At 66.5% G+C, this 15,304-nt stretch carries 13 protein-coding genes; 8 read left to right on the top strand and 5 right to left on the bottom strand.

Going from position 1 to position 15,304, the window contains the following annotated elements:
• Positions 1 to 74 precede the first annotated feature (74 nt).
• Complete coding sequence (locus AC3G88_RS27945) at positions 75 to 545, top strand: Lrp/AsnC family transcriptional regulator (RefSeq protein ID WP_066740198.1); 471 nt, start codon at positions 75 to 77, stop codon at positions 543 to 545.
• A gap of 21 nt (positions 546 to 566) precedes the next feature.
• On the opposite strand, the gene AC3G88_RS27940 is transcribed toward AC3G88_RS27945, so the two are convergent.
• Positions 567 to 1,502, bottom strand: a complete 936-nt coding sequence (locus AC3G88_RS27940; protein ID WP_488772416.1) for a DMT family transporter — start codon at positions 1,500 to 1,502, stop codon at positions 567 to 569.
• Between the two features lie 158 nt (positions 1,503 to 1,660).
• Here AC3G88_RS27940 and AC3G88_RS27935 point away from each other — a divergent pair, with 158 nt between their 5' ends.
• Together AC3G88_RS27935 and AC3G88_RS27930 are read left to right on the top strand one after the other, a co-directional pair.
• Positions 1,661 to 2,131, top strand: coding sequence for an Lrp/AsnC family transcriptional regulator (locus tag AC3G88_RS27935; RefSeq protein ID WP_066739987.1), 471 nt, complete (start codon positions 1,661 to 1,663; stop codon positions 2,129 to 2,131).
• A gap of 83 nt (positions 2,132 to 2,214) precedes the next feature.
• On the top strand, positions 2,215 to 3,441 hold the full coding sequence (locus AC3G88_RS27930; protein WP_488894355.1) for a cation:proton antiporter: 1,227 nt from the start codon (positions 2,215 to 2,217) through the stop codon (positions 3,439 to 3,441).
• A gap of 4 nt (positions 3,442 to 3,445) precedes the next feature.
• On the opposite strand, the gene AC3G88_RS27925 is transcribed toward AC3G88_RS27930, so the two are convergent.
• Positions 3,446 to 4,060, bottom strand: coding sequence for a uracil-DNA glycosylase family protein (locus tag AC3G88_RS27925; RefSeq protein WP_488772413.1), 615 nt, complete (start codon positions 4,058 to 4,060; stop codon positions 3,446 to 3,448).
• 69 nt (positions 4,061 to 4,129) lie between these two features.
• On the opposite strand from AC3G88_RS27925, the gene msrA reads away from it, so the two are divergent.
• Entirely contained in the window at positions 4,130 to 4,636 is a 507-nt protein-coding gene (gene msrA, locus AC3G88_RS27920; protein ID WP_092600811.1) for a peptide-methionine (S)-S-oxide reductase MsrA, read from the top strand.
• Between the two features lie 15 nt (positions 4,637 to 4,651).
• Here msrA and AC3G88_RS27915 read toward each other — a convergent pair whose 3' ends face one another.
• Positions 4,652 to 5,032 carry a helix-turn-helix domain-containing protein gene (locus tag AC3G88_RS27915; protein ID WP_488772412.1) on the bottom strand — a complete coding sequence of 127 codons (381 nt, stop codon included), beginning with the start codon at positions 5,030 to 5,032 and terminating at the stop codon, positions 4,652 to 4,654.
• Positions 5,029 to 5,289, bottom strand: a complete 261-nt coding sequence (locus AC3G88_RS27910) for a type II toxin-antitoxin system RelE family toxin (protein ID WP_153949507.1) — start codon at positions 5,287 to 5,289, stop codon at positions 5,029 to 5,031. The genes AC3G88_RS27915 and AC3G88_RS27910 overlap by 4 nt, the downstream gene beginning before the upstream one ends.
• 258 nt (positions 5,290 to 5,547) lie before the next feature.
• On the opposite strand from AC3G88_RS27910, the gene uvrA reads away from it, so the two are divergent.
• The gene (gene uvrA, locus AC3G88_RS27905; protein ID WP_488772410.1) at positions 5,548 to 11,409 is read left to right on the top strand and encodes an excinuclease ABC subunit UvrA; all 5,862 of its coding nucleotides are present in this window, start codon (positions 5,548 to 5,550) and stop codon (positions 11,407 to 11,409) included.
• Here the strand turns inward: uvrA and AC3G88_RS27900 are convergent, their stop codons facing one another.
• On the bottom strand, positions 11,410 to 12,291 hold the full coding sequence (locus AC3G88_RS27900) for a TetR/AcrR family transcriptional regulator (RefSeq protein ID WP_488894354.1): 882 nt from the start codon (positions 12,289 to 12,291) through the stop codon (positions 11,410 to 11,412).
• 287 nt (positions 12,292 to 12,578) lie between these two features.
• Between AC3G88_RS27900 and AC3G88_RS27895 the strand changes: the two genes are divergently transcribed.
• The 3 genes from AC3G88_RS27895 to AC3G88_RS27885 all read left to right on the top strand — a co-directional run bounded on the left by AC3G88_RS27895 (position 12,579) and on the right by AC3G88_RS27885 (position 14,998).
• Complete coding sequence (locus tag AC3G88_RS27895) at positions 12,579 to 13,736, top strand: porin (RefSeq protein ID WP_488772408.1); 1,158 nt, start codon at positions 12,579 to 12,581, stop codon at positions 13,734 to 13,736.
• 207 nt (positions 13,737 to 13,943) lie between these two features.
• Positions 13,944 to 14,477, top strand: a complete 534-nt coding sequence (locus tag AC3G88_RS27890; protein WP_488894353.1) for a winged helix-turn-helix transcriptional regulator — start codon at positions 13,944 to 13,946, stop codon at positions 14,475 to 14,477.
• A gap of 101 nt (positions 14,478 to 14,578) precedes the next feature.
• Positions 14,579 to 14,998 carry a short-chain fatty acid transporter gene (locus AC3G88_RS27885; protein ID WP_488772406.1) on the top strand — a complete coding sequence of 140 codons (420 nt, stop codon included), beginning with the start codon at positions 14,579 to 14,581 and terminating at the stop codon, positions 14,996 to 14,998.
• The last annotated feature ends 306 nt before the right edge of the window (positions 14,999 to 15,304 follow it).

Genomic DNA, 15,304 nt, shown 5'->3' with positions numbered 1-15,304 from the left:
CGCCTCGGTGTGGAGAAGAATCTGCCGCAGTGAAGTAAAATGACGGTTAATTTATCCTCCATCATCGGATTGCCGTGACGAACGTTCCCAAACTCGACGACATCGACCGCCGCATCCTGCGCGAACTGCGCCGCGATGGGCGGATCTCCAACGCCAAGCTGGCCGAGCGGGTGGGGTTGTCCGCCACGCCCTGCTGGAACCGGGTCAAGGCGCTGGAGGACGCCGGGGTGATTGGCGGGTACGCCGCGCTGCTGAACCAGAAGGCGCTGGGGCTGCCCGATACCGTGCTGATCGAGGTCACGCTGGACCGTCACGACGACGATATGCTGCACCGCTTTGGCGAGGCGCTGGCCGAATTGCCAGAAGTGCTGGAGGCCCATCTGCTGACGGGCGAGTACGACTACCTGATCAAGGTGGCCGTGGCCGGAACCGAGGGCTATGAGGAATTCCTGCGCCACAAGCTCTACAAGCTGCCGGGCCTGCGGCACAGCCATTCCACGTTCGTGCTGCGTACGCTGAAGCGCGAACTTTCAGTCGAGCCCTGAGCAGCAGCGCGATCAGCGGGATCAGAGCGATCCGCGCGACGCCAGGCGGCCCAGCCGGGGCGCCAGCGCCGTGGTTACCACGCCCAGCGCGATCAACCCGAGGCCAATCGACAGATCCGCCGAAATCCGTTCGTGCCAGGCCACGGCGGACAGCACCAGCCCGAGCAGCGGCACGCCCAGCATGGCGATGGACGTGGCTGCCGGTGGCAGCGACTGGGTGACGTTGAGCACCACGATAAACGTCAGGGCCGTGGCCAGCGGGCCGGTGTACAGCACGGCGGGCCAGATTTCGCCGATGGCGGCCAGGTCGGGCGCACCGTCCCGCAACAAGGCCAGCAGCACCAGCGGCACCGTCGCCACCGCGCATTCCCACGGGATCATGTCGGCACCGAGCCGCACATGGCGGTGGGCCCGCAGGTGGATGATGCTGACCGACCACGCCAGCGACGCCCCGAGCAGCATCGTCAGGCCCATGACCGTGTGCAGTTCCCAGCCGCCCAGCGCCGGCGCGACGATCACGGCGATGCCGGCGTAGCTGAAGCCGGTGGCCAGCCATTGCCAGCGCGACGGCCGTTCGCCCAGCACCAGCGACGACAGCGGAATCACCCAGATGGCCGTGGCGTAGGCCACCACCGAGGCGCGTCCCGGCGCCACATATTGCAGCGCCCACAGCGCCAGCGCCGTAAAGGCGGCCATCTGCAGCAAGCCGACACTGAACACCAGCGGCCATTCCTGGCGCGACGGCAGGCGCAGCCGCTTGAGCGCGCCCAGTACGACGAAGCTGATCAGCGCCGCCGAGCCGAAGCGCAGCGCGGCAAACCACAACGGGCTGACGTGCGACAGCCCGAATTTCATCACGGGCCAGTTGCCGCCCCAGATGATGACGGCGCCGATCAACGGCAGAAATGACTTGAAGGCGGCAGAGCGGGCGCTGCCGGCGGGGGCAATGACGGACATGAAATCGTGTGGGGTCGGAGCGGGCTGGGGAGTCACCGGAATGACTCGCCGAATGTCCAAAAGTCTACGATTCATTGCACCGCAGCATCGGCCGGCACTTTGTCATCACGGCCCGTTACAGCATAGAATGCCGGCAAACCTGACTATGGAAGCCGAACATGCTGGACATCGATCTGGACGCCACTGACATCCGTATCCTGGGGGAATTGCAGCGCGACGGCAGCCTGACCAATGTGGAACTGGCCAGCCGCATCAATCTGTCGCCATCGCCATGCCTGGCGCGCGTGAAACGCCTGGAAAAGATCGGCGTGATCTCGCGCCGCGTGACGCTGCTCGATGCCCGGCGGCTGGGCTTGAAGGTGGTGGTGTTTATCTCCGTGTCACTGGACAAACAGCGGCGCGAGACACTCGATACGTTCGAGCGCAAGATCGGCGCGCTGCCGCAGGTGATGGAGTGCTACCTGATGTCGGGCGATGCCGATTACCTGTTGCGCGTGGTGGTGCCCGACGTGGAGGCGCTGGAGCGGCTGATCATCGACCAGATCACGCGCATTCCGGGCGTGGCCAGCATCCGGTCGAGCTTTGCCCTGAAACAGGTGCTCTACAGCACCGCACTGCCGCTCGGTTGAGGGCGGCTCTCGGCACTGCCGTATCATCGCGGCTTCGCCAGCGGGCAGCCGCCCCACGCATCAAGCCATACCCAAGACGCCCCATGAATCCGTCCGCGCTGAACCCCGCTTCCATTTTCTTCGTCCAGGCTTGCCTGGTCGTCGGCGTGCCGCTGGTGTTGTGGCGCGGCCTGCGCATGGGCGGCATCGTGCCCCTGGTCGTGATGCAGATCGCCGGAGGCATCGTGCTCGGGCCGTCGGTACTGGGTGCGCTCTGGCCGGACAACTGGCACGCGCTGTTCGGCGCGCAGAAGCTCACTGCGCTGTCGGGGCTGCAATGGCTGGCGGTGGTGCTGTTTGCGTTCCTGTCCGGGCTGCACGTCGGCGGCCCGGAGGCCCGGGGCCTGCGCCGTATCGCGCTATGGGCCGCGCCGAGCTGCGTCGCGCTGCCATTTGTCCTGGGGGTGGGCGCCGGTTATGTACTCGGCGCCTGGCGCCCCACGCTGGCGGGCGAGGCGGCCACCCCCTGGCAATTCGCCATTGCCGTCGGGGTGTCCATGGCGGTCACGGCGTTGCCGGTGCTCGGCGCCATCCTGCGCGAGATGAAGCTGACCGATTCCACGGCCGGACGCCTGGCGCTGGCCTGTTCGGCATTCAGCGATGCGGCGATCTGGATCGTGCTGTCATGCATCCTGGCCAGCACCGGTCAGGCCGCCGCGCAGCCGCTGAAGCTGGCGATCGGCGGCGCCATCTATCTGGCGGTGATGTTCGCGCTGGTGCGGCCGTTGCTGGCGCGATGGCTGCCCGCCATGCGCGGGCATGACGCGCGGCTGGCGGCGGTGGTGGTGCTGATCTTTGCATCGGCCTGCATATCGGAACAGACCGGCCTGCATTACATCCTGGGCGGGTTCCTGGCCGGCGTGGTGCTGCCGCGCCAACTGGCCGCCGATATCGGCAAGCAGCTGGAGCCCACCACCGTGGTGGTGCTGATGCCGTTCTTCTTCCTGATGACCGGACTGCGGACCGACCTCAACACGGCCGGGACCGATGCGCTGATCGTCTTTGCCGTGACGACGGTGGTGGCCGTGGCCGGCAAGATGGCGGGCACTGCGCTGCCGGCGCGATGGGCCGGTCTGGGCCGGCGCGATGCCTGGGCCGCCGGCGCGCTGGCGCAGACCAAGGGACTGATGGAAGTGGTGGTGCTGGCCATCCTGCTGGAAAACCGGCTGATCAGCACACCCGCGTTCTCCGGCCTGTTGCTGATGGCGCTGGCCACCACGGTACTGGCCAAGCCGTTTACGCTCGCCGCCCTGCGGATGCGCGACGACTGAGGCCTCAGCCGGATAACCGCGCCCGCACGGCGGCCTGCAGCGCGGGCAATAGTGCTGACTCGAACCACAGGTGCTGGCGCATCCAGGGCACCACGCGCCACGATGGGTGGGGCAGCGGAAACACATTCGGGCCGAAATCTAGGAAATCGGCTACCAGTTCGGTCATCGACCGCTTTGGCACCGCCGGCTGCTTCGGCAGATAGGCGGCCTGGGCATAGGTGCCGACCAGCAGGGTCAGGCGGTCGTCGGGCAGGCAGGCCAGCACGCGCTGATGCCACAGCGGCGCGCATTCGCGCCGGGGCGGCAGGTCACCGCTCTTGCCCTTGCCGGGGTAGCAAAACCCCATCGGCATGATGGCGACGCGCGCGGCGTCGTAGAACTCGTCCTTTGTCACGCCCATCCAGGCCCGCAGCCTGTCGCCGCTCGGGTCATCGAACGGCACGCCGCTGGCATGCACCCGCGAACCCGGCGCCTGGCCGATCACCACGATCCGCGACGTGCCGCTGAACTGCACCACGGGGCGCGGCCCGGCGGGCAGGGCGGCGGCGCAGTGGGTGCAGGCGGCGATCTCGCGCCGCAGCGTCTGGATGACATCGTTCGCGTGTGGTGGAGACTTCATGGCGGGTCAGCGAGTTTCGTGGGGGTTGCGTATATTACGAGGCTCGATGTATTGCGATGGAATATCACGATGACCACACAAACCGAAACCGCGATCCTGGCCGGCGGCTGCTTCTGGGGCATGCAGGACCTGCTGCGCCGTTACCCGGGCGTGCTGACCACGCGCGTTGGCTACACCGGGGGCGATGTGCCCAACGCCACCTACCGCAATCACGGCACGCACGCCGAAGGCATCGAGATCGTGTTCGATCCGAAGCAGATCAGCTATCGCCAGATTCTTGAGTTCTTCTTCCAGATCCACGATCCGACGACGAAGAACCGCCAGGGTAACGATATCGGCACCAGCTACCGTTCGGCGATCTTTTACCTCGACGACGAACAGAAGAAGGTGGCCGAACAGACCGCGGCCGACGTTGATGCGTCTGGCTTGTGGCCGGGCAAGGTCGTGACGGAAATCGCACCGGCCGGGCCGTTCTGGGAGGCCGAACCCGAACACCAGGACTACCTGGAGCGGATTCCCAACGGCTATACCTGTCACTTCATCCGTCCGGGCTGGAAGCTGCCGCAGCGCGGGTAACCGGGCCCGGCGCGCTCAGGCGGGCGGGTCTTCCACCAGCAAGTCCAGCGGCACGGCCAGCGCGGTGGCCAGGGCGCGCAGCACCTCGATGCTGCCGTCGCGCTTGCGGTTTTCGATCTGGCTCAGATAGGGCTTGCTGACACCGGCCGTGCTGGCCAGCGCGTCCTGAGTCAGCCGGCGATGGTCGCGCCACGCCTTGATCGGGTGGTCGCCGGCCAGCAGGGCGTCGAGCACGGCAGCCGGAATCCGGAAGCCGTCGTCGGCGGCCACGGCGGCGTCGTGCATCCGGACATCTTCCATGGCTTCAAACAGGTGCTGGACGCGCTCCCAGAGGTCGATCGGAACGATCGCATATTCGCGGTTGCCTTCGCGCTGGATGAACTGTATCGCGGTCATTGATATGCACTCCCACGTGATTTGACGGTCAGCACGACGACCACCAACTGCCCGGCTTCGATCCGGTACAAGACCCGCCAGTCGCCAACGCGCAGCCGAAAGGCGTCCCGGCCCATCAGCTTGCGCACGTTCTGGTTTGGCGCATAAGGGTCCGCTGCCAGCAGACCTACCTTGGCCCGGATGTTGCGGGCGACGTTTCGGGGCATCGACAGCAGCTGCTGTGTCGCCTCCCTGGTGAACTCGATCTCGTGCTGCATCCCGATGTTAGCGCATTGCTAATATTATGCAAACGATGTTTGCTCAATTCGGGGGCGACTTGAACGTGGGTAGGCATTCTGGCGCAAGATCCGCCTGCCGGGACGCATGGCTTCCGAAATCGGAATTGTCTGCTGGCTGTCAGGAAGCCTGTACGTTTATACAGTATAGTTAGGGCACTTCCGCGCCCGCGCGGCGTGGTGAAAAGCTTCCAAAGAACGTTAAGTTCTGCATCCAACTCACTGATTCGAGGCAAGAAATTGTCAGATTCCGGTACGATCCGTATTCGCGGCGCCCGTCAGCACAATCTCAAGAACGTTGATCTCGACCTGCACACCGGGCAAATGACCGTGGTGACGGGGCCGTCGGGGTCAGGCAAGTCGAGCCTGGTGTTCGACACGCTGTACGCCGAAGGCCAGCGCCGCTACGTGGAGACCTTCAGCGCCTATGCGCGCCAGTTTCTCGACCGCATGGACCGGCCGCAGGTGGACAAGGTGGACGGCGTGCCGCCCGCCATTGCCATCGACCAGACCAACCCGGTGCGCAGTTCGCGGTCGACCGTGGGCACGATGACCGAGCTCAACGACCACCTGAAGCTGCTGTACGCCCGTGCGGCCGAGCTGTTCGACAAGCAGACCGCGCTGCCGGTACGCCACGACTCGCCCGAGACGATCTACGCCGAACTGCAGGCCCGCACGGCCGCCGGCCAGCCGTTTGCCGATGCCCGGCTGGTGGTGACGTTTCCGGTCGAACTGCCGGAATCGGCCACCGAGGACGAAGTGACGCAGTGGCTGTCGGTCAGCGGCTATACGCGGGTGCATGGGCAGCGCATCGTCGAATCGCCAACTGGCAACCGCAAGGTGCTCGATGTGGTGGCGGACCGCTTCCGCATCGGCAATGTGGAAAAGGCGCGCGCCATCGAGGCCATCGAGGCATCGCTGAAGCGCGGCGGCGGCCGGGTCAGCGTCAATGTGGTGACCGACGAGGGCGAGGGCCCGGTGTGGAAGTTCTCCACCGGGCTGCACAGCCCCGAGAGCGATATCCGCTATGCGGACCCGCAGCCGGCATTGTTCTCGTTCAACTCCGCCTACGGGGCCTGCGAGACCTGCCGAGGGTTTGGGCGGGTGATCGGCGTGGACCTGGGCCTGGTGATTCCGGACGGGCGCAAGTCGCTGCGCGACGGGGCGATCAAGCCGATGCAGACGCCGGCCTGGAAGGAATGCCAGGACGACCTGATGCGGTATGCGGCCAAGGCCGGGATTCCGCGCGACCTGGCGTGGAACCAGCTCAGCGAGGCCGAGCAGCACTGGGTGATTCATGGGTCGCCCGACTGGAATGGCCAGTGGAACAAGCAGTGGTACGGCGTGATGCGGTTCTTCAACTACCTGGAGTCGAAGGCCTACAAGATGCACATCCGCGTGCTGCTGTCGAAGTACCGCAGCTACACGCCGTGCGAAACCTGCTGCGGCGCGCGCCTGAAAACCGAAGCCCTGCTGTGGCGCCTGGGCAGCAAGGACAACGCTGACGCCGTGCTGGCGCCGGCCAGCCGCTTCCTGCCGAAGGGCGTGGCCTGGAACCGCGCCCAGCTGGAAAGCCTGCCGGGTTTGACCGTCCACGATCTGATGCTGATGCCGATTGCGCGCATCCGCCGCTTTTTCGACGACCTGACGCTGTCGAGCGCCTTGCTCGACGATGCGCTCAAGCTGCTGCTGGCCGAAGTCCGCACGCGCCTGAAGTACCTGTGCGACGTGGGCCTGGGCTATCTGACGCTGGATCGCCAGAGCCGCACGCTGTCGGGCGGCGAGGTGCAGCGGATCAACCTGACCACCGCGCTGGGCACGTCGCTGGTGAATACGCTGTTCGTGCTGGACGAGCCCAGCATCGGCCTGCATCCGCGCGACCTGAACCGCATCGTCGAGGCCATGCACCGCCTGCGCGATGCCGGCAACACGCTGGTGGTGGTGGAACACGATCCGTCGGTAATGCTGGCAGCCGACCGCCTGATCGACATGGGCCCCGGCCCGGGCGAGCGCGGCGGCTCGATCATCTTCGACGGCACGCCGGACACCATCCGCAAGGAACCGACGCTGACGGGCGACTACCTGGGCGGCCGCCGGCGCGTGACCGATGCCACGGACTGGCGCCTGCGGCCCGTGGACGACACCACGCCGCGCCTGAAGCTGGAAGGGGCCACGGAGCACAACCTCAAGGACGTGACGGTCGAGATTCCGCTGAACCGGCTGGTCTGCGTCACTGGCGTGTCCGGTTCGGGCAAATCCACCCTGCTGCAGGATGTGCTGTATCCGGCCATGGCACGCCATTTCGGCAAGGCCACCGAATCGCCCGGGGCATTCCGCGACCTGGTGGGTGCCGATCTGGTCGATGACGTGGTCTTTGTCGACCAGTCGCCCATCGGCAAGACGGCGCGTTCCAACCCGGCCAGCTACGTGGGCGCGTTCGACGAGATCCGCAAGCTGTTTGCCAAGGCGCCGCTGGCGCTGCAGCGCGGCTATACGGCCGGCACGTTCAGCTTCAACTCGGGCGACGGCCGGTGCCCCACCTGCGGCGGCTCGGGCTTCGAGCACGTGGAGATGCAGTTCCTCTCCGATGTCTACCTGCGCTGCCCGGACTGCGATGGCACGCGCTATCGCGCCGAAGTGCTCGAAGTGAAGATCGAGCGTGCCGCGCGCGGCCAGGCACCGCGCACGCTGAGCGTGGCCGACGTGCTGGAACTGACCGTCAGCGAGGCGACGGCGCTGTTCGAAGGCGATGCGGCCGTACTGCGCGTGCTGGCGCCGATTGCCGACGTGGGCCTGGAATATGTGAAGCTGGGCCAGCCGGTGCCGACGCTGTCGGGTGGCGAGGCGCAGCGCCTGAAACTGGCCGGCTTCCTGGCCGAAACGGCGGCCGCGCAGCCGGTGAAGAACCGCAAGGCCGTGGTGCTGCCCAAGCGCCTGTTCATGTTCGACGAACCGACCACCGGGCTGCACTTCGACGATATCGCCAAGCTGATGCGCGCGTTCGGCAAGCTGCTCGATGGCGGGCACTCGCTGATCGTGATCGAGCACAACCTCGATGTGATCCGTGCTTCCGACTGGATTGTCGATCTGGGCCCCGAAGGCGGGGACGCCGGTGGCGAGGTGCTCTGCGTGGGCACGCCCGACATGGTCAAGGGCTGCGCCAATTCGCATACCGGCCATGCGCTGCTGGCCTATGACAAGGCCCTGGGCGAATCGGGCACGCTGGCCGCCGAGCGCGAGGAACAGGCCAGGCACGGTTTGCCGCTGCAGGCCGCGGTGCAGGCCGCCCGGGCGCGCCGCGCCGTGGAAGGCGAGGGCGTGGTGCGCATCGTCAATGCCCACGAGCACAACCTGAAGGCGCTCAACGTCGACATTCCGCACGGCAAGTTCAACGTGATTACCGGGGTGTCGGGATCGGGCAAGTCCACGCTGGCATTCGACATCCTGTTCCACGAAGGACAGCGCCGCTATCTGGAATCGCTGAACGCCTATGCGCGGTCTATCGTGCAGCCGGCTGGGCGCCCGGAAGTGGATGCGGTCTATGGCATCCCGCCGACGGTGGCCATCGAGCAGCGGCTGTCGCGTGGCGGCCGCAAGAGTACCGTGGCGACGACGTCCGAAGTCTGGCACTTCCTGCGGCTGCTCTACGTCAAGCTGGGCATCCAGCATTGCGTGCATGACGGGGCGCCGGTGACATCGCAAAGCCCGGCATCGATCGCAGCCCAGCTGCTGCGCGACTATCGCGGCCAGCACGTGGGCCTGCTGGCCCCGCTGGTGGTGAACCGCAAGGGCGTCTATACCGACCTGGCCAAGTGGGCCAAGGCGCGCGGCAATACGCATCTGCGCATGGATGGCGAATTCCTGCCGGTCGATCCCTGGCCGCGTCTGGACCGTTTCCGCGAGCACACGATCGAACTGCCTGTCGGTGACATCGTCGTTTCTCCAGACAACGAGGCGGCACTGCGCGCCTTGCTGGATCAGACGCTGGAACTGGGCAAGGGCGTGATGCACTTGCTGGCACCGCTGGACGGACTGCACGACGCCATGCACGACGGCAAGGGGTCGGGCAAGGTCGGCGAAACCAGGGTGTTTTCGACCAAGCGCGCCTGTCCGGTCTGCGGCACCAGCTATCCGGAGCTGGACCCGCGCATGTTCTCGTACAACAGCAAGCACGGCTGGTGCGGCACCTGTGTCGGCACGGGTCTGGCACTAACGGGCGAACAGCGCGCGGCGTTCGATGACACGGTGCTGGGCGGCGACGACCGTGGCCGCGAGCAGAGTCTGCCGTCCGAGGAGCAGGAACCCGAAGGCGTGGCCGATACGCCATGCCCGGACTGCGGCGGCACGCGCCTGAACCCTGTGGCCCGGGCGGTCACGTTCGACGCGAATGCCATTACCGACGTGGCGCAATGGACGGTGTCCGACACCCGCCGCTGGGTCGATGGCCTGCGCCTGAAAGGGCGCGATGCCGAGATTGCCCGCGATGTGGTGACCGAGATCGCCAGCCGCCTGCAGTTCCTGGAAGAGGTGGGACTTGGCTACCTGAGCCTGGACCGTGCCGCGCCGAGCCTGTCTGGCGGCGAGGCGCAGCGTATCCGGCTGGCCGCCCAGCTTGGCAGCAACCTGCAGGGCGTCTGCTACGTGCTGGACGAGCCGACCATCGGCCTGCATCCGCGCGACAACCAGATCCTGCTCGATGCCTTGCGCAAGCTCGGTGACAAGGGCAACACGCTGGTCGTGGTGGAGCACGACGAGGACACCATCCGCCGGGCCGACCACATCATCGACATCGGCCCGGGGGCCGGCAAGCGCGGCGGCAATCTGGTGGCGCAGGGCGGCGTGGCCGCGCTGTCGGCCGCTGCCGATTCCACCACGGGCCGGTTCCTGGCGCATCCGATGATCCACCCGCTGCAACCGCGCAGGCCGGTCAGGCCGGCGCGTGCCGGCAAGGAAGCCGAGCCGGCCCAGTGGCTGACCGTCGAGGGGGCGCACCTGCACAACCTGCGTGACGTGACCGCGCGGATTCCGCTGGGGCGGCTGGTGGCCATCACGGGCGTGTCGGGCTCCGGCAAGTCCACGCTGGCGCGGGACGTGCTGATGACCAATCTGCTCGATGCGGTGGGGCGCTCGGTGATGTCGTCGCCGGCCACGCGCCGGGCGCGTGCCGCAGCCGAAAAAGCCGGCAAGCCCACGGCCACGAAGGCGCTCAGTGTGGAGCACGCCTGGCACGGCTGCGCGGGTATCAGCGGCTGGGAATCGATCGACCGCGTGCTCGAAGTGGACCAGACGCCGATCGGCAAGACGCCGCGATCCTGTCCGGCGACCTATATCGGCGTCTGGGACGCGATTCGCAAGCTGTTTGCCGAGACGCTGGAAGCCAAGGCGCGCGGCTACAGCGCATCGCGGTTCTCGTTCAACACCAGCGACGGGCGCTGCCCCGCCTGCGAGGGGCAGGGCGTGCGCACCATCGGCATGAGCTTCCTGCCCGATGTGAAGGTGCCGTGCGACGTGTGCCACGGGCAACGTTTCAACCCCGAAACCCTGGCGGTGACGTGGCGCGGCAAGAACATCGGTGACGTGCTGACGATGGAGATCGACGAGGCTGTGGAGTTCTTCGCGGCCATCACGCAGATCGGCCATCCGCTGCAGCTGATGAAGGACGTCGGCCTGGGCTATCTGACGCTGGGTCAGCCGTCGCCGACGCTGTCTGGCGGCGAGGCGCAGCGGATCAAGCTGGTGACGGAGCTGTCGAAGGTGCGCGATGACATCACGCGGCGCGGCCAGAAGGCGCCCCACACGCTCTACGTGCTCGACGAGCCGACCGTGGGCCTGCACATGGCCGACGTGGCGCGGCTGATCCGCGTGCTGCACCGGCTCACGGACGGCGGCCACAGCGTGGTGGTGATCGAGCACGACCTGGACGTGATTGCCGAGGCCGACTGGATTATCGACCTGGGGCCGGAGGGCGGTGCCCATGGCGGCACCATCGTCGGGGCCGCAGACCCCGAAACGCTGTCGCGCATCAAGGCCAGCCACACGGGTGCGGCACTGGTGCCGGTGCTGGCCCGTACCGCGCCCGACGCGGCCCGCGCCACGGGCTGATCAGCGCGCCCGGGGCGCTCTCGGCGGCTTCGGGGAGGTCGCCAGCCCCGGGCCTGCCCCGGATGCCCCGGACGTGCCGGCCGGCGGCCTTGGACCCGCCAGGGCCGCCGCGCAGAAATCGATCAATTCCTCCACGGGCGGCCCGCTGCGGGCCCGCTTGCTGCGTTCCCGCACCCAGTGGGCCAGCGAATACACCACCGTATCCATGAACCAGATCAGGCGAAGCTTCATGACGTCGCGCGGCACGTCAGGCAGCAGCGCATAGAGGTGTTCGCGCACCCGGTACAGCGCGCTCATGGCGGTCTTGTCGACCAGCCCCTTGTTGAGCAGGGCCGGGCTGAACGTGGTCTGGGCCAGCACCTGCAGGTAGTTGGTGCCCCAGTCGGTGTCCAGCACCACCTCGACCAGCGGTCGGATGGTGGCTTGCACCACGCCGTGTATGTCGATGGGCCGGCCGCGGCCTTCCAGTTCGTCCAGATGCCGGTGGCGGATTTCGTTGACCTGGTGCAGGCGCCGGTTCAGCAGGTGGCTGACCAGGGCTTCGCGCGATCCGAAGTGATAGTGCAGGGCGGAACGGTTGCGCTGGCCGCTTTCCACCACGATCTGGCGTAGCGGCACCTGTTCCACACCCTGCTCGGCAAACAGGCGCTCGGCGATTTCAAGAATGCGCCGCGCGGTATCGGTCAGACCGTCAGGGGCGCCAGAGGCGGTAGCGGCGGCAGCGTCCGTCCCCTGGGCGCTTTTGGCGCTTTGGGCGTCGGGCGCGCCTGCCGGACGGTCGGCATCGGCGGCAGCGGCCTTGCGACCTGGCGTACGGCGGGGGTCGTGCGCGGGTGGGCGCTGCTCATCCGCGATCATGGCGCGCGCTTGCTTGAGCTTCATGGCGTGGTGGCGTCGCTGGCTGGCTTGTCGTTATCAAAATGAAAGCCTCGCAAGGATACGGAAAAATCCGATGTCCGACATCCATTTGGCGTCGCATTTTCTCCATTTTCGTACCTCTCCGGGAAAGTCCTAACTAACTGAACGTGCGTATGCCGTTAGCCTGCGGTCCATGTCAAATTAATACGAGAGATTAATTCGACCTGACGCGATTGGCGACGATCGCACCCGGGCGCTGGACGGAGGAGACCACTGGCGCCACCAGCCACCACACTCGGAACCGTAAAACAATGAAGAAGACGCTGTTCGCTGCGCTTGCCGGCGCGCTGCTTGCGCCCGCCGCCTGGGCCCAATCGTCCGTGACGCTCTATGGCGTTGTCACCTCCAGCATCCAGTACGTCAACCACGTGCAGAACACCAGCAACGGGGTGCTGGCACCGGGCAGCGGATCGGCCGTGTTCATGAATTCGTCGGGCATCGCGCAGTCGCGTTTCGGCCTGCGGGGCGTCGAAGAGCTTGGCGGTGGGCTGAAGAGCCTGTTCGTGCTGGAAAACCAGTTCAACACCGATGACGGCAAGATGGGCAATGGCGGGCTGCTGTTCGGCCGCCAGGCCTTCGTGGGCCTGCAGAACCAGTGGGGCAAGGTGACCTTCGGCCGCCAGTACACCTCGGCGTTCCTGACGATGGGCAGCTTCACGCCGCTGGCGTATGCCCCGGAATTCGAACCGGTGGTGGGCGTCGCCGGCCCGAACTTCCGCGAGAACAACGTGGTGCAGTACCAAGGCACGTTCGGCCCGCTCACGGCCATGGCGCACTGGTCGTTCGGTGAACGCAGCGGCACGTTCGCCGCGGGCTCGGCCTATGGCGTGGGTCTGTCTTATGCGAATGGCCCGTTCGGTATCGCGGCGGCCTATGACGAGGTCACGACGCTCAACACCGCGCAGGCCGCCGGCACTTCGGGATCGAACGACTATGGCCGCGACATGCGCGCGATGCTGGGGGCCAGCTACCGGCTGGGGCAGGTCAAGATGGTGGCGGGCTACCGCTGGGGCAACTCGGTGGCGCCGGCCACCGGCACGCCAACCCTGCTGCCGCACCGCGACGACATGTACTGGGTGGGCGTGAACTGGGACGCCACCGCTGCGCTGCGCCTGTCGCTGGCCTATTACTACGACGACATCAAGTCCGCACGTATCGGCGGCGTGACGACCAACCCCAAGAACCCGCAGCAGTACCTGGCACTGGCCGACTACAGCCTGTCCAAGCGGACCGATGTGTTCTTCGCGGTGAACTACGCGCGCAACGCGTCGCTGAACTGGGACAACATTTCGTACCTGCCGAACGGCCAGTCGGTGGGCTACCTGCCCTCGACGTCGCAGGTCTATTACAAGACGCCCGATGCCAGCGGCCAGCTGGGTGTGTCGCTGGGCGTTCGGCACATTTTCTGATCCGGAGCCGTTCCCGGCTCATACAAGGCAAGCGAGGGGCCCGCGCGGACTCCACGACGCGCAGGCATTGCGGCGCCACGGCCAATGGTCGGGGCGCCTTTTTTCGCTAGGTGCCGCCCGGTATGTCGGCCGTGCCGACGGGGCTTTGGCCGATGCGTGCCGAAAGGTGGGTATCATCGGGCCGATACACCGACAAACGGGAACGACATGCAACGCAAGACTTTCCGCAACATGCAATGCCCGATCGCCCGCAGCCTCGAACGCGTGGGCGAGTGGTGGAGCATTCTGATTCTGCGCGACGCGTTCTATGGCACGAAACGCTTCGACGAATTCCAGCGCAACCTCGATATCGCGCCGAACATGCTCACGCGCCGGCTCAATGGCCTGGTCGAGGAGGGCCTGCTCGAAAAGCGCCAGTATTCGGAACGGCCGCCCCGCTACGAATACGTGCTGACCGACTGCGGGCGCGATTTCCGGCCAGTATTGCTGGCGCTGCTGGCCTGGGGCAACCGCAATTTCGCGCCGGAAGGGGCCAGTGTGCAGATTGTCGACCGCGACACCGGCACGGTCGTCGAGCCCCTGCTGGTGGATGCCGCCAACGGCGAGCCGCTGCAGATGGGCAAGCGCCACGTGGTGCGGGCAGGGCCGGCGGCGGACGATCGCACACGCGAGCGCCTGTCTTCGGCGGCGTCGTACATGACCGCGCCGGCACCGGCCAAAGTCAAGGCGCCCGCCGCCTGACCTTGCCGCGTCAGGTTGCTCCGAAAGCATTTCTGGCATAGAGTCCAAGGGATCAGCACCCCGTTTTCCGACGGTTTTTTCGCCGACTCCGGACAGACCCGATGCCACGTTTCACGACTTTGTACCCGTTTTCGACAGCCATCCTGGCCATGATCCTGGCGGGCTGCGCCAGTGCGCCAATGCCGCCGCCCGCGCTGCCGCGCACGTCGCAACAGCCGACGACCACCATCACCACGCCGCAGACCGGTGTCAGCCGCGCCCAGCTTGATGCCGCCGGCAATGCCTGCGAAAAACGGGTGGCCGATGCGGTCAAGACGCGCTACCCGCAGCCGGGCAGCGTGATGATGATGCCGGATCGCGAACGCATCGCGCAGCAAACGACCAACCAGACGTCGATCAGCGGCGAAGGCACGTTCGAACCCGACGCCAGCGAAGAGGCCATGGCGTTCCGCTACACCTGCCTCTACAACATGCGCACCCTGCGCGTGGACGATGTCCAGATGAAGTACGGGCCGCACTGATCCGTCCTCACGTTACCTCGGTGCATTCCCGAGGATTTGCATGATGTTGGCCCGTGTTCGGCGACGAACCAGGGCCAATCCGCTGGGTTCGCCCCCCAAGACGGCGTCAGCGGCCCACCCGGCTTGAAATCGCCGCCAGCACGCCCGCGCGTTTTGTCGTATCGTCTCGTCTTGCGATACTTGACGGCGCAATGATTGCCACGTCATTTGTGCCGCGGCTTTCCATCCGTTCCCGCTCGCCCCCCGGACCGATATCGTGCAGAACCCCGCCACCCCGCCCGCCGAAAGCGACGCAGCAGCCCCCGC

The sequence above is a fragment of the Cupriavidus sp. 86D6 genome, assembly GCF_057815095.1.
This window is presented reverse-complemented; position numbering and strand designations above follow the sequence as displayed.